Annotated in this window: 23 protein-coding genes; 3 read left to right on the top strand and 20 right to left on the bottom strand. The window is 38.7% G+C overall.

Features of this window, described 5'->3' with window-relative positions:
• Nucleotides 1–159 precede the first annotated feature (159 nt).
• Nucleotides 160–642, top strand: coding sequence for a SpoIVB peptidase S55 domain-containing protein (locus DPC56_RS04650; protein ID WP_112093901.1), 483 nt, complete (start codon nucleotides 160–162; stop codon nucleotides 640–642).
• Here DPC56_RS04650 and DPC56_RS04645 read toward each other — a convergent pair whose 3' ends face one another.
• The 15 genes from DPC56_RS04645 to DPC56_RS04575 all read right to left on the bottom strand — a co-directional run bounded on the left by DPC56_RS04645 (nucleotide 643) and on the right by DPC56_RS04575 (nucleotide 8753).
• On the bottom strand, nucleotides 643–1317 hold the full coding sequence (locus tag DPC56_RS04645; protein WP_245923877.1) for a phosphoribosyltransferase: 675 nt from the start codon (nucleotides 1315–1317) through the stop codon (nucleotides 643–645). It lies immediately after the preceding gene.
• Between the two features lie 20 nt (nucleotides 1318–1337).
• The gene (ftsY, locus tag DPC56_RS04640) at nucleotides 1338–2384 is read right to left on the bottom strand and encodes a signal recognition particle-docking protein FtsY (RefSeq protein WP_112093899.1); all 1047 of its coding nucleotides are present in this window, start codon (nucleotides 2382–2384) and stop codon (nucleotides 1338–1340) included.
• Nucleotides 2385–2828: a prefoldin subunit alpha gene (pfdA, locus tag DPC56_RS04635; protein ID WP_112093898.1), complete on the bottom strand. Its 444-nt coding sequence runs from the start codon at nucleotides 2826–2828 to the stop codon at nucleotides 2385–2387.
• 5 nt (nucleotides 2829–2833) lie between these two features.
• On the bottom strand, nucleotides 2834–3064 hold the full coding sequence (rpl18a, locus tag DPC56_RS04630; protein ID WP_112093897.1) for a 50S ribosomal protein L18Ae: 231 nt from the start codon (nucleotides 3062–3064) through the stop codon (nucleotides 2834–2836).
• A 15-nt stretch (nucleotides 3065–3079) separates the two neighbouring features.
• Nucleotides 3080–3742 carry a translation initiation factor IF-6 gene (locus tag DPC56_RS04625; RefSeq protein WP_112093896.1) on the bottom strand — a complete coding sequence of 221 codons (663 nt, stop codon included), beginning with the start codon at nucleotides 3740–3742 and terminating at the stop codon, nucleotides 3080–3082.
• Between the two features lie 12 nt (nucleotides 3743–3754).
• Nucleotides 3755–4000 carry a 50S ribosomal protein L31e gene (locus DPC56_RS04620; RefSeq protein ID WP_112093895.1) on the bottom strand — a complete coding sequence of 82 codons (246 nt, stop codon included), beginning with the start codon at nucleotides 3998–4000 and terminating at the stop codon, nucleotides 3755–3757.
• A gap of 26 nt (nucleotides 4001–4026) precedes the next feature.
• On the bottom strand, nucleotides 4027–4182 hold the full coding sequence (locus tag DPC56_RS04615) for a 50S ribosomal protein L39e (protein ID WP_112093894.1): 156 nt from the start codon (nucleotides 4180–4182) through the stop codon (nucleotides 4027–4029).
• Between the two features lie 14 nt (nucleotides 4183–4196).
• A complete protein-coding gene (locus DPC56_RS04610) occupies nucleotides 4197–4784 on the bottom strand; it encodes a DUF7411 family protein (protein ID WP_112093893.1) in 588 nt (195 codons plus the stop codon).
• A 16-nt stretch (nucleotides 4785–4800) separates the two neighbouring features.
• Entirely contained in the window at nucleotides 4801–5136 is a 336-nt protein-coding gene (locus DPC56_RS04605) for a DNA-binding protein (RefSeq protein WP_112093892.1), read from the bottom strand.
• Between the two features lie 17 nt (nucleotides 5137–5153).
• The gene (locus tag DPC56_RS04600; protein WP_112093891.1) at nucleotides 5154–5591 is read right to left on the bottom strand and encodes a 30S ribosomal protein S19e; all 438 of its coding nucleotides are present in this window, start codon (nucleotides 5589–5591) and stop codon (nucleotides 5154–5156) included.
• A gap of 14 nt (nucleotides 5592–5605) precedes the next feature.
• Complete coding sequence (locus tag DPC56_RS04595; RefSeq protein ID WP_112093939.1) at nucleotides 5606–5863, bottom strand: YhbY family RNA-binding protein; 258 nt, start codon at nucleotides 5861–5863, stop codon at nucleotides 5606–5608.
• Entirely contained in the window at nucleotides 5784–6200 is a 417-nt protein-coding gene (locus DPC56_RS04590) for a ribonuclease P protein component 4 (protein WP_112093890.1), read from the bottom strand. The genes DPC56_RS04595 and DPC56_RS04590 overlap by 80 nt, the downstream gene beginning before the upstream one ends.
• 110 nt (nucleotides 6201–6310) lie before the next feature.
• On the bottom strand, nucleotides 6311–6877 hold the full coding sequence (locus DPC56_RS04585) for an adenylate kinase family protein (protein ID WP_245923876.1): 567 nt from the start codon (nucleotides 6875–6877) through the stop codon (nucleotides 6311–6313).
• A complete protein-coding gene (locus DPC56_RS04580; protein ID WP_112093889.1) occupies nucleotides 6874–7653 on the bottom strand; it encodes a sulfide-dependent adenosine diphosphate thiazole synthase in 780 nt (259 codons plus the stop codon). Before DPC56_RS04580 ends, DPC56_RS04585 begins: the two co-directional genes overlap by 4 nt.
• Before the next feature lie 11 nt (nucleotides 7654–7664).
• Complete coding sequence (locus DPC56_RS04575; RefSeq protein WP_112093888.1) at nucleotides 7665–8753, bottom strand: OBG GTPase family GTP-binding protein; 1089 nt, start codon at nucleotides 8751–8753, stop codon at nucleotides 7665–7667.
• A 73-nt stretch (nucleotides 8754–8826) separates the two neighbouring features.
• Between DPC56_RS04575 and DPC56_RS04570 the strand changes: the two genes are divergently transcribed.
• Nucleotides 8827–9204, top strand: a complete 378-nt coding sequence (locus DPC56_RS04570; RefSeq protein ID WP_112093887.1) for a CBS domain-containing protein — start codon at nucleotides 8827–8829, stop codon at nucleotides 9202–9204.
• Here the strand turns inward: DPC56_RS04570 and DPC56_RS04565 are convergent.
• From DPC56_RS04565 to DPC56_RS04550, 5 genes are all read right to left on the bottom strand, one after another.
• On the bottom strand, nucleotides 9201–11714 hold the full coding sequence (locus DPC56_RS04565) for an STT3 domain-containing protein (RefSeq protein ID WP_112093886.1): 2514 nt from the start codon (nucleotides 11712–11714) through the stop codon (nucleotides 9201–9203). The genes DPC56_RS04570 and DPC56_RS04565 overlap by 4 nt on opposite strands.
• Nucleotides 11715–11777: 63 nt before the next feature.
• Entirely contained in the window at nucleotides 11778–13916 is a 2139-nt protein-coding gene (topA, locus tag DPC56_RS04560) for a DNA topoisomerase I (RefSeq protein WP_112093885.1), read from the bottom strand.
• Between the two features lie 12 nt (nucleotides 13917–13928).
• Entirely contained in the window at nucleotides 13929–14078 is a 150-nt protein-coding gene (locus DPC56_RS08185; RefSeq protein WP_181454385.1) for a hypothetical protein, read from the bottom strand.
• A gap of 4 nt (nucleotides 14079–14082) precedes the next feature.
• Entirely contained in the window at nucleotides 14083–15546 is a 1464-nt protein-coding gene (serB, locus tag DPC56_RS04555; RefSeq protein ID WP_112093884.1) for a phosphoserine phosphatase SerB, read from the bottom strand.
• Between the two features lie 11 nt (nucleotides 15547–15557).
• Nucleotides 15558–16103 (bottom strand): TATA-box-binding protein, encoded by a 546-nt coding sequence (locus tag DPC56_RS04550; protein WP_112093883.1) that lies wholly within the window; start codon nucleotides 16101–16103, stop codon nucleotides 15558–15560.
• 255 nt (nucleotides 16104–16358) lie between these two features.
• Here DPC56_RS04550 and cyaB point away from each other — a divergent pair, with 255 nt between their 5' ends.
• Nucleotides 16359–16877 carry a class IV adenylate cyclase gene (cyaB, locus tag DPC56_RS04545; protein ID WP_112093882.1) on the top strand — a complete coding sequence of 173 codons (519 nt, stop codon included), beginning with the start codon at nucleotides 16359–16361 and terminating at the stop codon, nucleotides 16875–16877.
• Nucleotides 16878–16907 lie beyond the last annotated feature (30 nt).

The following is a 16907-nucleotide window of genomic DNA, read 5'->3' as shown; positions in this document are numbered from 1 at the left end:
ACTGTGTTTACCTATCTTAGATCCAGTCATATTTTTACCTGGCGCTCCTATGCAAGAAACCGTCAGTTTTTTCTCTCATCAAGCGAAAGCAAAAATTCTATAAAGAGTGGCTTTGTTGGAAAAAGATAAAAATATGATTAAAATCAAATTATACCTTAAATGTGTATTGAACCTGGTTCAAGAATTCGATGTAATAAAAAAGAGGCTGTAGTAGGTGCAATTATCCCAGAAAATGGAAATTTTAATGTTATAACTGTACAGCATCTTTTAAAGGTTGGGGGTTGTAATCTAGGAGATCCTGTTTATATTGGGAAGTTTAAAGGCACGATTACTAGGATCTTATATGACTTGGATCTTGCCATGGCAACTTTCAAGGTGCCTTCTTCCCTTGTTAATCTGATAGAGATTGGTTCTCCCAGGCTTGGACCCGCATATTCCCTAAAAGAAGGGAAGAAAAATCATTGTACGGTTTTGTCTGTGGGTAGGACGTATCATTATCTTGCATTCGCCCATAGAAGTTTGCCATTACCTGGTGATAGTGGATCTCCGATTATACAAGATGGTAAAATTGTTGGTGTTCTCTGTTCTGTCTTTTTTAACAGCGCAACAGCCATCGCCTCTTCACTTGAAAGATTCCTATAATCAGAATTTTTGAAGTATACTTTTAACCTCATCCTCTGATACATCATACCAATTTTTGTAGGCGTCTGCAACCGCATAAGGGTATACATGTCTTATGTTTGGAGAATATACCATGTCTACTTTCCCTTCTAATCTTTTGATGGCATCTAAGTTGGCTGTGGGTACTGCAATAATTATCTTACCGGCACCAGCCCTTCTAAGAGCCTCCACAGCCGCGAGCATAGTGTATCCTGATGCCAAGCCATCATCAACCACTATCACCGTCCTATTTTTAAGCTTTAAGGGCGGTTTGCCTTTTCTGAAAATCTGAACTCTCCTTTCAACCTTCTTCAAGGTTTCTTTGATACCGGCTTCCACTTCCCTCCCAGTTAATCCAAGGGAATCTATCAGTTTTTGGTTTAATTTTATTGTCCTGTTGAATGCCACCGCACCATATCCTGCTTCCCTGTTCCATGGTAATGTTATCTTGCTTACAATTAGAACATCCAATGTTAGATTAAGTTTTTTTGCTATAACAGCAGCCACTGGGACGCCACCTGCTGGAATGCCAAGTATGATAGCATCAGAATCCTGATAATCCTTTAACATTCGAGCGAGGACTTCCCCTGCTTCTTTACGATTTTTGAAAACAAAAAATTTGTCTCTAAGTTCTCTATTTTCGATTATTTTTGTCAAATCTAATCCACCATCGGGATTTATGTGAATAGTTGGTGGATCATCCATTCAGGTTTAAATTCTATGAGGTCATCATAACCTTGACCTGTTCCAAGGAAGATTATGGGCTTGTTTATAACATAGCCTATTGATAGGGCTGCACCACCCTTTGCATCCGCATCTGCCTTTGTTAGTATTATGGCGTCGATTCCAACACTCTCATTAAATTTTATGGCCTGTTCAACTGCGTCATTGCCTGTGAGTGAGTCCCCTACAAAGATTATAAAGTCTGGTTTCACAACCCTTTTTATTTTTGCCATTTCATCCATGAGGTTGACGTTTGTCTGCATCCGACCAGCCGTATCAATTAGAACAACATCTTTTCCCTTTGCCTTTGCATGTTCCACTGCATCGAATGCTACTGCCGCTGGATCAGCACCCTTTTCATGTTTTATTATTTTCACTCCAAGTTTTTCCGCGTGATGAGTTAATTGTTCTATTGCCCCTGCTCTGAATGTGTCTGAAGCCGCGATCACAGGTTTTAGTCCTCTGTCTAGGAAGTATTTTGCCATTTTTGCTATGGTTGTTGTTTTTCCTGTGCCGTTTATACCAACAAACATTATTATGAACGGTTCTTTTTTATTTTGTTTTTCTTGGAGGATGCTGTCCATGTCCTTACCATTGACGGTTAGTATGTCTCTTATACTATTTTTAAAGGCTTCTTGGGTGTATTCGATAATGTCAGTACTTCTTTTAACTTTTTTACCTACTAGTTGGTTTTTGAGTTCGTCTGTTATTTTTTCGGCGACGTCTATTGCCACATCGCTTTCAAGCAGTGACATTTCAAGGTCCCAGAGTATGTCTTCGATGTCCTTTTCAGAAATAGTTTTTTCTCGTATAAAAGAGAAGATATTGGACCCTTTACCTTCTTCGGGTTCTTCTTTAACTTTTTCTACTGTTTCAGGTTCTTCTATGGTTTCCTCTTTTGCTGTTTCCTTGATGGTTTCTTCTACTTTTTCTTTATCTGAGATTTTTTCTGTGATTTTTTTGATTGTTTTGTTGATTTTTTTCTTCAGTGCTTCGAACAATTATCCTTCACTTCCTCTGATTTTTTGGTATAGTTCTTCTGCTTGTGGGGATAATTTGAGTACTATTTCTGTTATCTTTTTAAGGTTTTCGGATAATTTACCTATAGTATCTTCCAATTCTTTTTTTTGTTCGTCTATGATCTTCCTAGCGTCCTTTAGTGTTTTTTTCATGGCTACACCTGCTCCTATGCTCATTATAACTTCGTCAGTGTCTTTGAGCTGGGCTTTTATGAATGAACCAGCACCTACCGGTACTAGTGCCTCAGCACCCTCATTACCCTCCACAGCCTCTAAAGTATCCTCTAGCACCTCTAGTTCGGTTAATGAACTTCTCATGACCTCTATCTGGTTTTGGATCAGCTCTGCTTGCTCTTTGTAAAAACTTAGCTGGTTTATAATCTCCTCTAGGCGTTGCTGATCATCCGATGGTTGCTGTTCTTCCATTAAAATCATGCCTCCAATATAGCCTTTAATATGGGATCCTCCACCTCATCAGGGGAGATCTCCTCTATGCTCTTTATATATATCCTGTTGCGGCCTATACCATGTTTGCTGCCGAATTCAGAGTATATTTTTTCATAAACTTCTTCTTTTTTAATCGCCTTTAATTCCTTGGTGAATGGCTGTAATTTTTCACCCATCATAAAATTTCCTTTAACTCTGAATATTCTCGTCTTCATATTATAATCCCCCTATTAGAGAAAGCCTAGAGCCTCTTCTATCCTGGCTAGTTCCGGGCCTGTGGTATTTTCACTTACTATAGCCCCATTCGAATTGGCTATGGAGCATGCGCCTATCATGGTCGTGCCATGGTTGATAGTCCCAACATCGGCTGGCACTTTCAAAGTTTCCTCGACAAATTCTAATTCTTTCCTTGCGGCCTTTGGATGTAGTAGTACGCCTTTGTTTGTAGCTGTTGCAACGGATCCTACAATGTTGAAACCGGCAATTGTCCCCTGTTCTACTTTAACTTCCAATGCCTTTTCTATTAATTCCATTGACTCATCAGAAAGCAACGGACTTATAAGGGCGCCATAATCATTTGCTAATATTAAATTGCCTACTGCAGTGAACTTTTCAGGTAATACGAAAACTTCAAAACCTGCTTTCTCCAATGATTCTATCTCTCTTTCGAGTATATATGGAGAAACTATGATACCATTAGAGTTTCCAACGGATAATATACCGTTTAGGCTGCTGCCTGCTATGGTGGCCCTGAAAACTTCTACTTCTAGTACTTCTTCTATTATTTCTTCTATTTTTGTAGATGCATGGAATGGTATGAGTGCTTGGGTTTCCGTGACTGAAATATAAACTCCTATGTTAGGGTTTCCGTCGAGGTTTGTTCTCTTTATCATATTCTGAAACCTTTATTCTGCTAGTTCTGCTTTAACTGTCCCGTCTTCTTCTTTGATGGCTTTTATTTTAATCTTTGTTGGGATTTTTTGTATGCCCCTTTCCCATACTTTTTCATTGATTGATGAATCTAATATTATATCCTCTGATTTCATGTGTTTTTTTAGGAATTCGCGGATGAATCTTATTGCTCTGGGTGCTCTTTTCGTTCTTGGAACACTTTTGACTTTTCTCAATGGTATGATGTATGTTCTCTCCATTTTTATCCACCACTCTCTCTCTTTTTTTAGACTTTTAATTTGGTTCTTCTCCAATGCCTCATTTTGGGGTGGGTGAGTACTCTACGGTTTGTCTTTAAAAGAACCCATACTGGGACTCTTCTATTCTGTTTTCTAGCCTTTGATAGTCTTATTTTCTTGGCGACGTGTTTGTTTCTGCTCATCTGCTTATTCCCTCCTACTTCCAGCCTATTACTCTTGTTTGGTAATGTTCTGGGAAGAATCTTGAAGATTCGCCCTTCCCTTTTATTTTATCTATAAAGTATCTTATTTCTATCTCATAATCCGAATTATTATGAATATCTGATCTTTCCTTTTTTAATATAAATAATTGGGATGCAAGTCTATTTATTGTTTTATAGCCGAAACCTGCGAGATTAATATATTCAACAGAATTTCTGTCCTCAAAGCTTCTTATCTCATTACTTGTAAGTTTGGGGGTTCTATCATCCCTTCTTGTACCATCAGCTATTATATCATATTCCCCTGCGGCAGCTTCTAATACTTGCCGATGAACAAAATCTATACCATTGTTCGGGAAACCATCATCTATTATCTTCTCTACAGCCCTATCTAATACGCTTTTATCTAATTTTAGAACCCTATGCGGGAATCCAAGGGCCTTTGCCGATTTCGCGGCGGGAATCCATGATTTGTAAACTCCAAAATTTGCAGTTACAAGTTCAACCTCTAAGTTTAATCTTTTGAGTATCGTGGCCATTAATGAACTGTCCTTCCCGCCACTGTAAAGTACACAAGCCTTCATAATCGCGAAAAGAGGATCATCTGCGAATGATCCTTATATCTCTCCTTTTGCCGCTGACTCTCCTTAAAAGTTCCTTTAGTTGTTTATCCGTGATCTTTGAACGTATCTGACCTGCCTGGGCTAATTGTATTAATTGTAATTCGATTTGTTCAACGAATTCAGGTCTTGTAAGTCTAATGTTTGCGAGTCTGCTCCTAGCCTCAGGGGTTAGTATCTTCATGAGTAACTGTCTCTTCTGTATTTCAAACTGTCGCCGTAATTGCTCCTCTCTCTCGGCTTCCGCAGCTTGTTGCTGCGCCCTCTGCTGCATTTCCAACATTTTTCTCCGGCGTATCTCTTCTATGTCCGTCACTTTGATAAACCCCCGTTTTAATATTTTTTGAGTTCTTTAACCTCGTCTTTGACCTTAGATGCGATTTTGTCAAGGAATGATCTTCCTTTAGAGGTTATTTTCCTCCCACCTTCAACCTTTTCTATGAAACCTGCTTCTTCTAATTGTTGAAGAGCCTTTCTTATAATGGCGCCGCTGCCCCTTCTGAATTTTTCAGGTCTTGAACCCCTGTCTTTTTTACCGCCGTATCTTGTCCTTAATCTGTTCACACCTATCGGACCATCAATGTATACTCTTCTGAGGAGTGCTGCAGCCCTTACATACCACCAATCTGGATTGTCTGGGCGTCTTTCTTTATGGACGCCTGTTTTAACGAATGGCACCCATTCTGGTGGTTTGACCTTTTTTTCTTTGCGTAATTCATTTGCAACTTGATTTATGAGTAAATCTGCTGGCACATCATAGACTGTGGTCATCTTAAGTTTCCTCCCTATCCTTTTTTCTTGAATATTATGGCAACGTTTCCTCTTAAATCTATGAGCTTGGCATTGGTTTTTCTGATGATCTCGTTAATATAGGTTTCCTTCTCAGAGGATATGGTCTTTGCGAATTTTATTCTTATCAGTTCTCTATCTTTTAATTGCCTTTTAATCTCTTTTATAACCTTTTCATTGATTCCTGCTTTCCCTATCTGTACTGTTATTGCTGATAGGGATCTTCTCATCAGCTCTTTTTTTGAGTGTGTGATATTCAATTTTATTTCTCCTTCTAATCTTTTTTTCCCGAATGTAGGGGAATCTCATAATCCTCCCACATTCTAGGCAGTGGTAGTGTATTTTACCCTTGGACAATCTTATCCTACAATTGTAACCAGGCTTCAGGAACCTATAACAGCTTTTACAGAACCTCCTTTTCCATTTCCTTGGGATTCTCAGATTATATTTTTTCGAAATCCTCCTTGCAAGTTCAACATAACGATGGGACCTTTCAGGATGTTTCAAGAACTCCTTATCCGCTAACTGGAAAAGGATGTCTATTCTCTCCCTAGCTATCCTTATTACCCATGGTGGCCTTCTCCTCGGCAAATTAGATCCTCTCAAATCCAAACTATAAAAGAGACAATCCCCTAAATTCCCTATCTCACTTTACAAAGGAAATATTATTACAAGGAGGATTATTATATAAGATCTTATATTTAATCATTTAAAAACTTTCCCCCCTCGAGGAACCATTCCATGAAATCTACACTACCAAATGTGTAAGGTTTCTCGCCTTTAAGGACTCTGATAATCTCATCTAGCACCTCATCAAGGGATAAGCCAGTAGAATCTATTTCATGGACTCTCTCATCATGTAATTGATAAGCTTCATAAGCACACACTCCAAGAGCCTCAGCCTCAACATTCTCTTTCACCTTCCTCTGATCATACCCTCTCTGTTTCAGCCTCTGCAATAAAATCCTTGGATGTAATCTTAAAACTATTACAAGATCGCAGATCTTGCAATAATGTGACAAATGCCCCTCCACAATATTAAAGGAATCATCATCTATAACATTAATGATCTCCTTACAAAGGGAGGGTATATCCACAATCTTATAACCCCTAACTGGGTCCTCTCCAATGAAAAGGTCCTTCTCCTCAGCTAACTTGTTAATTTCGATTAAATTCCCATCTAACTCCTCACTAAGCCGATGGGATATGCTCGTCTTACCCACCCCAGGCGTCCCTGTAATACATATAATGGGCTTCATCATCTTCATCTCAATTTTTCCATGATGAGATCAGCCACCCTCTTACCTGAAAGTAGCATCCCCCCAAAGATTGGTCCCATCCTATGCGAACCATAAACAGCATTACTCGCCATGCCAGCCACATAAAGGTTAGGATAAACTTCACGGGTGTTCTCAAGTAAGCTCGCCTCTCCCCTATCAGCCCACATCGGCTTCTCACCCATGATCTCACCAGTCTCTGTCATTAGCCTAGGGCCCATTTTTCTCTGCACAACCCTCACTATTTCACAATCATGGCCTGTTGCATCTATAACGGTCTTTGACCTTATAGTTAGGGGGTCAATGTGTAGACCTGCCATTTCTACTGCGGTCCAATTTAGTACTAGGCCTGTTATCCTTTCATTTCTTATCATGACGTCCTCAATACTTATCAAGTTAAAGATTTTAAGACCGGCCTTGCAAGCTTTTGAACATAAAGTGGAGGCGGCTTCTATGGAATCGGCGACATAATAGCCTTTTTCGTGTTCTTTGCAGTTCACTCCGAATTCTCCTTCGAGGATTTCTCTCCCAGCCTCTTGGACCACTATCTTATTGAACATCATGCCACCACCCCACATTCCGCCTCCAATTGAGAGTTTCCTTTCAAATAGGCTCACTTTAAATCCGGCCTTGGATAAGTAATAGCCTGCTGTGAGCCCTGATGGTCCTCCACCACCAATAGCCACGTCAACGTCGAGGTAGTCCATTAATTCATCCATGTATTCTTCTATTATCGCCTTTGAGATTTTTATATCATCTAGTTTCAATTTTCACACCCTTATCTTCTTGTTATTATGGTTATCAGATCCCCATCTTCCAGTATATGGTCTATTCCAACTTTTTGTCCTTGGAATTTCACAGATTTGCCCCATACCCTTGCATAGCGGAATTTTTTTATGAAATCCTTGTGGAGTTTTCCACATACATCCTTCACTGTTGATCTTTTTCTGATTATGAGTGGCTCGTCATAATCTGGTTCACCATGCTGGGGTTTCAAGTAAACCCTTATAAGGTTGAGTTTTTCAAATATCTTTTCTTTGACTTCATCGATATTAATCTTCTCCTTGGCTGATATAAAAATGGATCCTGGCACCTCCTCTTGGATCTTCTTCACATATTCCTCGTCTACAAGGTCCATTTTATTGAAAATTGTTAAGGTGGGTATGTATACTCTGTTACCTTCTATGACGTCTATGAACTGGTCTATGGTGGCATCATCCCTTAAGATAACCTCGGCATTGTGTATCCCATATTCGTTGAGTATGGATCTTATTATTTGCTCGTTAAGATGAGTTGCCTGTATTGTGGCTGAAACTTGGATTCCACCCCTTTTTTTCCTTTTCACTTTTATGTCTGGGGGTTTTTCATCAGGTCTTATACCAACGTTTCTCAGTTCTTCTATTATAATATTCCTCTGGTTGGGGTCTAGGATGTCTATTATCATTACTATGAGGTCCGCGTTCCTTGCAACTGATAATACTTCCCTCCCCCTACCTTTACCCTTTGAAGCTCCTGGTATTATCCCTGGTATATCCAATACTTGGATCCTAGCACCTTTATGTTCCATGATAGCCGGTATAACATCTAATGTTGTGAATTGGTATTCTCCAACCTTTGCCTGGGCATTCGTTATAATATTAAGTAAGGTGGATTTACCCACTGAAGGGAAACCTACAAGGACTATAGTAGCATCACCCGACTTTTTAACATGGAAACCCTTACCCTTCCTCGCAGTCCTTGAAACAGCCTCTTCCCTCAACTTGGACAATTTAGCCTTGAGTTTACCTATATGATGCGCTGTGGCCTTATTGTATGGTGTTCTCCTGATCTCATCCTCGATTTCTTTTATTTTTTCTTCTATGTCCATGGGCATCACAAAAGGATTAGATACTAAATTTTTTATATAAAGTCCATCCATAGTGACAATATTAGGTGTCTTTATGAAAGTGAAGGATGTTATGGTTAAAGATGTGGAAACACTTGATATTAACAGTAACCTTGAGGATGTTTTAAGGAATTTTGTGGAGAAAGGACATGGTAGCGCTGTAGTGACAAGGGATAACGTGAAGGTTGGGATAGTAACAACATGGGATGTTCTTGAGGCCATTGCCGAGGGCGACGACCTAAGCGAAGTGAAAGTATGGGAGGTTATGGAGAGAGACCTTGTTACAATATCTCCAGAGGCGAGTATCAGGGAAGCGGCAACTAAGATGGTTACAAATGTGGTCTGGAGGCTCCTAGTAGAAGAGGATGATAAGATCATTGGTGTGGTAAGCGCCACTGACATCCTACGGGCTAAAATGGCGAAAAGATATTAAGCTCTCGTCCATACAAGAACTCCAGGTTCTTGGTGGAGTAACTTGAAGGATGTCTGGTTAAAACCACCTAAGAGGAAAAGTTTTGTGAACATTGAATCCTCAAGTTTCTTATCCATTATAACAGTCATATATGAACCTTCACTCCCTACCACAAGCAAACCAAAGGGACTATTCTTATCTACTATCTCATTTTTAACTAATTGATTACCTTCAATTAACATTAACCTGTGGGGTTTTATCTTCTCTGAAGTGCCATTAGCCCCAACTACCACTATGGTTGCATTAGTCTCATTAGCCTTTTTCTCTATGAGAACTCCCACCAGCCCTGAAGGATCATTCACGGTAACAATCCTCGTCACATTACCATCAGCTACTTCAGGTTTTGAAGCTGCCAAGGAAGTATAATAAGCATAATGTTCACCTTCCTTTTTATCGAAGTTCCAGCTTCCAAAGTAGCTCCACCATGCAGCTTTCCCTAACATGTCAGAACTTAATATTAGGACAAAAGGTTTCTTCTTATCAGGATGCGAATACCTTAGCACATTATCGGCCTGCTCTGCTGTTAACTTATACTTTTTCATCATGATCTCTCTGGCCTCATCCTTAGGAACTCCTAGGGTCTCTGTAAGTATCTTAACAGACAATGAAGTATTATTGGTATAATTATCAAGTGTATTATATGCCATGTCCCCACTTGTTGACAACATTGTAAGTATGCCAAGTGATAATGACTCATTATCGGTTAAGAGGGCCTTACCTATCCAGAATGCCCTCGGAGTATTCTGAGAGCCCCCGTCGAATGTCACCGGCCTGTCAGCAGCCACGGCAAAAAGGTATCCGAAGTCCCACCAGGACATTACTACAGTATCCTTACTTGTATTATTCTTTATCCATGTTAGGGAATTCCACATTCCATCATCTGTTCCAGGGACTACTGATGAAGTTAGCGCATGGGCTCCGCTTATAGGTGCAGAGACTATAGCTAATGTTACAAGTATCATCATGGAAGTGGCCCTGAATTTTTCGTTCTTTATCGATAATATTAGGGCTATTGCTATTATCCCCGCTAATATTTTAGCTATCACGGAAACTTTGAATGGGTATATAATTAGTATTCCTGCTATGAATGCTACAATGGCGATAGATGTCGTGCTTTTAAGATTATCTTTAAGGTACTCTACAAAGTATCCTGTGAATATCCCTGCAGATATCCCTAGTGGTATGGCGAATAATGACACGAACCTGAAACCTTTTGTAACTGCGTATCCGGTTAATAGGAGCCATGCGCATATTAATGATAAGTAGGATAAGTATTCTCTTTTCTTCTCCTCAACGTTGGGGATGTCCTGTTGATATTTGATGAATTTGCTCTTCTTACCGGCACGTTTAACCTTCGCCTTTTTCATTTCCACTCTAGGCGCTTCTAATGATCTGATCCTCCATATAAGCACTCCAACACCAAGTAATCCGCAGAGGAATGGTAATAGTCCGCCAACACCCCCAAGTACTGATGCTTGGTTGGGTAAGAATGGATTACCCTCTGTGAAAGTTGGCACTTGTAACTCGGAAACCGAAACATAAACATTAGGATAGTTTGTGGTCTGGGCTGTGGCTTGTAACTGCACACCTGAGACTAGCTGAGAAATTGAACCTATGAGTGCTGGGAATCCTTTCAAGAGCCCGAAGAGGAGCCCTCCTATGATTATGAGGAGTAGGAACATTGAAAGTTCCCTTTGATTAACTAGCCATTCAACTCTGCTTTTATAAATTTTTCTCTCCACGCCCATGAAATGCTTTAAAAGGAAATAGACTATTATGAAAACTCCTATAACTGCAACATAGAATATATAACCTACCCATGCCATTGAAAAGAGCAAAATCGATATTATAGCCGCTAGTATGAATGCTAATCTCCTTTTAAGATTATCAGCGCTTATACTCTCCATAAAGAACCATATAAATAATAATGGTAAGATCACGTTGAACATGTCAGTGTCAAAAAAGCCAGCATAAGTATGTGACACATATACTGGTGTGAATCCTATTATTATCGCCGCGACAACCCCACCATAATCGTTGCTTATCTTCCTCGTGAAAAGATAAGCCGGTATTACGCATAACGAACCTATGATGGCCCCTATCCAATAAGCGACAACAGTGAGGGGATAATCACCAAACATGTTAACAAGACGATAAACAAAACTTGTAACATATACTATAAGTGGTGGATAATCCACAGGCCTCCCTGGAGGATAGTATGAGTGTAAATCCCAGTTTTGCCCATTAACTTTTGTATCGCCTAAAATGCCCTTATGTAGGTAATTCATTGTCAGCCTATAATTGTAATAGGAGTCCATTTCACTGAAATATGGAAGACCGTTCTGATCTTTATAGAATTGTTTAGAATCCTTTGGGACTCCGCCTATGTTATAGGCTTCCGCCCTGATAGCGAATGCTAATAAGAATAAAACTGTGATGATTATCAAAGGTTTGATCTTCTCTGCTTTCATGGTGGATCTCCCAAAAAATATCTTCTTTCGCTGGATATGATTATCTTACCATCTATAAATATTTTATCCTTTTTCTATAACTTCTTCTATTGAAGCTGTGAAACGACACTTTGGGAATCCTTTACAGCCTATAAATTCACCATATCTCCCTGAACGTTTCACGAGGTCGTTTCCACACTTTGGACATTTCCCCACAACTTCCATCTTATCTTTTTTACTTTTACCGCAATGGGGGTCTAGGCATGCTCTCTGCCGGGGCCTGCCATAGGATATTAATGGGAGGCCACATTTTTCACATTTGCTTTTCAGTATACGAGCACCTTTTGGTAGTGGATATACTATCTTACATTCTGGGAATCTTGAACATCCGACGAAACTGCTTTTAGTCTTATCTGAATACCTTATTAGTAGGTTTCCTTCGCATTCTGGACATTTTCCTATTATGCGTCCTTTTTGGTAAGCCTTGTAGAGGTGTTTCCCTATTTCCTCCTTATTCTTTTCTATTTCTTCTATTATTGATATGATCTCTTCCTTGGCTTTTTTGATGATTTTATCCTTTGATGTTTTCCCTTTCATTATCTTTTTGAGTTCTTCCTCGAATTGTCTCGTGAGTTCTTCGCTGGTTATCTTTTCACAATATCTTTTAAGGGTGTCTATTATATTCTCCCCGAGTGGTGTTACCCTGATTTTTTTCCCTTCGATGTATTTTCGATCATAGAGTATTGAGATTATATCTGCCCTTGTGGATTTGGTTCCAAGACCCCTCTTTTCCATCTCTTTTATGAGGGATGCTTCATTGTATCTTGCTGGTGGTTTTGTCTCTTTTTCTTCTGCTATTATTTCTTTGACGGGGATTTTCTCCCCTTCTTTTAATAGTGGGAATTTTTCATCTTCTATTTTTTGGTAGGGGTATTGTTTCATCCACCCCTTTTTCGCAACCTTTTTTCTTGAAAATTTAAAAATTTCCCCGCCTATATTTAATTTTGCATTCATTGATTCGATGATGGCTTTTTCGCTGAATGCGCTTATGAATCTGTATACTATTAGTTCATAAACTTTTTTTTCATGTTTTCCCAGCTTTTTGGGTAGTAGTCCTGTGGGGTGGATTGCTGGGTGTGCCTCGTCCTCTTTTTTGCCCTCATGCGGTTTCAAGGGTTTCTTTAAATTTTTTATTTTTTCTTTAAATCTCGGATCCTTTGAAAGTCCTTTGAAGATTTTCTCATATTTTATGGTTTTTGGAAGTTTTTGAGATGATGTCCTTGGATATGAAATATAACCTTCAAGGTAAAGGTTCTGGGCGATACTCTGTGTCTTCTTAGGGCTTAAACCGAATATTCTGTATGCCTCGGCTTGAAGACCCCCAAGATTGAAAGGTGGAGGGGGCATCCTATTTATCCTGTTTATTTTAACCTCTTCTATAATGGCATCTTTCCCTTGGCATTCCCCTAGTATACTTTTAACTTTATTTTTCTGGAATATCCTACCTCGCTGGTTTAATGCTATTATATCATCTTCTAGGATGGCTTTTATGATCCAGTAAGGTTCTGGTTTGAAATTTCGGATGGCTTTTTCCCTATCTACCAATATCGAAAGGGCTGGGGTTTGAACTCTTCCTGCTGAAAGTTTTATGAACCTGTTAGTTGATTCTTTAACTGATTTCATCAATGAACGAGATATATTAACCCCGAAGATGAAATCTAACACGTGCCTGGCTATTCCACTGTCTACTTGGCCATAATCGAGTTCTATGGGGTTCTCATAGGCTTTTATAATATCATCCCTTGTTAGTGTGGAGAATTTCATCCTTAAAGTCTTTTGGAGGGCTTCGTCCCCACAGAGGTGTTTGAGGACATTGTAGCCTATGAGAGTCCCCTCTATGTCATAATCGCAGGCATGGAAATATCTATCCGCATTTTTAGCCAGACTGTCAATGGCATCTATATAATCTTGGACATAACGTTTCTTTTTATCAACTTCAGGTACAGGGGCCCACTCAAGGTCGAAAAAAAGTTCATCATTTGGGTTTTTTGGTTTTAGGGTGTAAAGGTGGCCTACTGCGGGTATTATTATTGTTTTTTTATTTTTTTCTTGATGTTCCCAGTAGTATGTTTTTTTATATTTTTTCTTTTTTGCATTTGGGAATAGTGCTTTGGCTATTTTTTCTGATGACCGCGGTTTTTCGCATATAATGACTTCGTCCATGGTGATCACATTTTATAGGTAGAATCCGTAAAATTCGCTGCAGTAATTACATATTGGATATTTTCCATAATGGTAGTGGCTGTTGTCATCGGCTTTTATGTTGAATTTTCTTTGGCAAATGAAACAAGTTTCTATTTTCTCTTTTTTGTTTTTCGGTTTCATGTCTCTATACTATTTTGTATCTTTGTAGGAGTAGTAGTTCATCTTTTGTAAGCTTTTTACCATCTTTGAATAATTTGTATATTTCTTCTGCTTTTTTCTTTTCTAGTATCCTTCTTTTATGGTTTTTAGCCGCGTCCACTTTATCCATTCTTGACTTTATCCTCTTTATTTCGATGTTAACTTGTTTTATCTTCCCCATGATCTTTTTTGATTCTTCATGTTTCTTTGATGCCAGTTTCATGAATTTCACGAACTTTTCGTGGGCTTCATCTGCCTTGGCTCTTATTTCGTCTGTTTTCTTGAATTGTTCTAGCATTTTTTCATGGTATTCCTGGGCTTCCTTGGAGAGTTTGACAACATTTTCATGGTATTTTTCTGATAATCTTTTAAGTTTGAGGGCCTTCTTTCGTGTTTTTTCATCTTCGCGTATCTTTGCCAGTTCTCTTCTGAGATCGTTTACTCTGTTAACTAGTTCGTTTTCTTTTTTCATATCTAGGACTTGTGTCTCGATTATATTATCGATTTTTTTAATCTCTTTCTCTAACTTTAGACGTTTTCTACCAGTTGATGACCATTTTAATTTGCGGATCTTCTTATTGGTTTCGTTTCTAAGTCTTTTGTTCTCTTCGACCATCTTGTTTATTTCATTTCTCTTATCCTTGAATTTGATGGCTAAATCCAAGTTTTCTTTAACCTTCTTGTTGAGTTCGTCTCGGAGTTCCTTTTTTTCTTTAGCTTTCTTGTTGAATTCTTCACGTTCTTTTAAGGTGGCTGAAAGCTTATCCTCGTATTCCTTTTTTTTATCGAGAACTTCTTCGAGACTTACCTCACAAGTTTCTTCGAGTTCTTCTATGAGGGGTATTATCTCCCTGAGATCCTTTTTCTCTACTATGGCGTCGGCTTTTTCTTTGACTATTGGTTTAGCATTGAATGCTATGCCCAACTTGGCAGATTCTATCATGGATATATCATTCGCGCCATCGCCTACAGCGACACACTCATCAAAACTAAAACCTTCATCTTCTAATAATTCTTGTAGAACCTCATATTTTGTCTTTTTCACAAGGGGCCCTGTAACCTTCCCTGTTAAGAGGCCATTTTTTTGGTGTAATTTGTTACAAATTATATAATCTAGGTTTAATTTTTTACCTATTATATCTGCTATAATATCAAAACTGCCTGTTATAGTGGCGATCTTGTAGCCTTTCTCCCTAAGATGTTGGATTGTTTCCTCGGCTCCTTTCATTAATGGGAGTTCCTGAGCCAATTTTTTTATATCATCCACCTTGGCCCCTTTAAGTAGTTTCACTCTTTCTTCTATTGATTCTTTGAAGTCCATTTCCCCTTCCATGGCCTTTTTTGTGAGTTCCATTATCTTTTCTTCAACTCCCATTAGTTTTCCGATTTCGTCTATGGCTTCAGCGTCTATTATCACGTTATCAAGGTCAAAGACTACAAGTTTGATCAATAATATCACCATTAAATAAGATCCAGCTCAGCAAGGCGGGTTTTTGTCCTTTCAACGCCGAGCTTAGCATCTTCAACGCTTTTAGCCCCTGTGCAGACAACTTTACCCGACCCGAATAGTAAAAGGACGACCTTGGGGTCATCTAGACGATATACAAGTCCTGGGAACTGTTCAGGCTCATATTCAGTGTTTTCAAGCCCCAATGCCACGGCTTCTAGGTTGAGTGGTTTCCCCAGGTTAGCGGAAGCCACTATATTCTGTATTTTGATCTCGAAGTCCTCTGGGATTTCAGGATCCATCGTCCTCATTTTATCCACTGTTATTTTTATGGCCTTTTTGGAATCTTCGATTGACTTTGCACCGGTACATACAAGTTTGCCTGAACCGAATATCAATGCGGCTGTTTTCGGACTCTTCAATTTATATACGAGTCCAGGGAATTGTTCTCGGTTAAAATCAACGTTTTTCAATGCTTTAGATACTCTTGTAAGGTCTATAGATTTTCCAAGGGTTGCAGAGGCCACTATATTCTCTATTTTAATATCTACATTATTCAATTATTATACCTCCCACTGAAGTTGAAGATATACATTGGAGTCTTTAAACGCTAAATTATATAATATTATAAGTACTTAAAAATTGATTACTATCAAATGCCAATTTTTTATTACACACTCTTCGATTTAAAATCTTTTCAAACAAACCCATGAAACATTATAATAATATAAAATCATTCTATATAATAATAAAAAAATCACATGAAAAAGAACAATTGATAACTCCAGTCATTAAACTAGGACCGGTGAACATCCTTGATCGAAGTAGAAGTAAAAGCCAAAGCAAACCCTATAATAAAAAAGAAACTCGAATCCATCGGAGCCCAAAAAATCAGAACAGAAAAACAAGAAGACATATACTTCAACGCACCCCACAAAGACTTCAAAGTCACAGATGAAGCCCTAAGAATAAGAAAAACACCCACAAAAACCCTCCTAACATACAAAGGGCCTAAAATAGATGAAAAAAGCAAAACCCGACAAGAGATAGAAACAGAAATCCCAAACCCCCAAAAGATGACAAAAATACTAGAATGTTTAGGATTCAAAAAAGCATACAAAGTAGTGAAAGAAAGAGAAATATACCAATTAGACGATTTCACAGTCACAATCGATAATGTTAAAGGCCTTGGAACCTACATCGAAATAGAAAAGGATATAAAAGAAAATGAAGACTATGATGAAACACTCCAAAAAATCTTCAAAATCTACAAAAAACTCGGAATCAGAAAAGGATTCCAAAGAAAATCATACCTCGAATTACTACTTGAATGATCCCATCAAAAAAAAGATTAGGGTGGTAAT

Origin of the sequence: Methanothermobacter tenebrarum (genome assembly GCF_003264935.1) — an archaeon.
Lineage (GTDB): Archaea > Methanobacteriota > Methanobacteria > Methanobacteriales > DSM-23052 > Methanothermobacter_A > Methanothermobacter_A tenebrarum_A.
The sequence above is the reverse complement of the archived record's forward strand: the minus strand, read 5'-3'. Positions and strand labels throughout refer to the sequence as shown.

Excerpts from the sequence above, each read along its gene's own strand:
- DPC56_RS04650 (WP_112093901.1), top strand. The coding sequence starts at position 160 with ATGTGTATTGAACCTGGTTCAAGAATTCGATGTAATAAAAAAGAGGCT.
- pfdA (WP_112093898.1), bottom strand. The coding sequence starts at position 2,828 with ATGGAAGAACAGCAACCATCGGATGATCAGCAACGCCTAGAGGAGATT.
- rpl18a (WP_112093897.1), bottom strand. The coding sequence starts at position 3,064 with ATGAAGACGAGAATATTCAGAGTTAAAGGAAATTTTATGATGGGTGAA.
- DPC56_RS04625 (WP_112093896.1), bottom strand. The coding sequence starts at position 3,742 with ATGATAAAGAGAACAAACCTCGACGGAAACCCTAACATAGGAGTTTAT.
- DPC56_RS04620 (WP_112093895.1), bottom strand. The coding sequence starts at position 4,000 with ATGGAGAGAACATACATCATACCATTGAGAAAAGTCAAAAGTGTTCCA.
- DPC56_RS04615 (WP_112093894.1), bottom strand. The coding sequence starts at position 4,182 with ATGAGCAGAAACAAACACGTCGCCAAGAAAATAAGACTATCAAAGGCT.
- DPC56_RS04610 (WP_112093893.1), bottom strand. The coding sequence starts at position 4,784 with ATGAAGGCTTGTGTACTTTACAGTGGCGGGAAGGACAGTTCATTAATG.
- DPC56_RS04600 (WP_112093891.1), bottom strand. The coding sequence starts at position 5,591 with ATGACCACAGTCTATGATGTGCCAGCAGATTTACTCATAAATCAAGTT.
- DPC56_RS04585 (WP_245923876.1), bottom strand. The coding sequence starts at position 6,877 with ATGAAGATGATGAAGCCCATTATATGTATTACAGGGACGCCTGGGGTG.
- DPC56_RS04575 (WP_112093888.1), bottom strand. The coding sequence starts at position 8,753 with ATGGACATAGAAGAAAAAATAAAAGAAATCGAGGATGAGATCAGGAGA.
- DPC56_RS04570 (WP_112093887.1), top strand. The coding sequence starts at position 8,827 with ATGAAAGTGAAGGATGTTATGGTTAAAGATGTGGAAACACTTGATATT.
- DPC56_RS04565 (WP_112093886.1), bottom strand. The coding sequence starts at position 11,714 with ATGAAAGCAGAGAAGATCAAACCTTTGATAATCATCACAGTTTTATTC.
- topA (WP_112093885.1), bottom strand. The coding sequence starts at position 13,916 with ATGGACGAAGTCATTATATGCGAAAAACCGCGGTCATCAGAAAAAATA.
- DPC56_RS08185 (WP_181454385.1), bottom strand. The coding sequence starts at position 14,078 with ATGAAACCGAAAAACAAAAAAGAGAAAATAGAAACTTGTTTCATTTGC.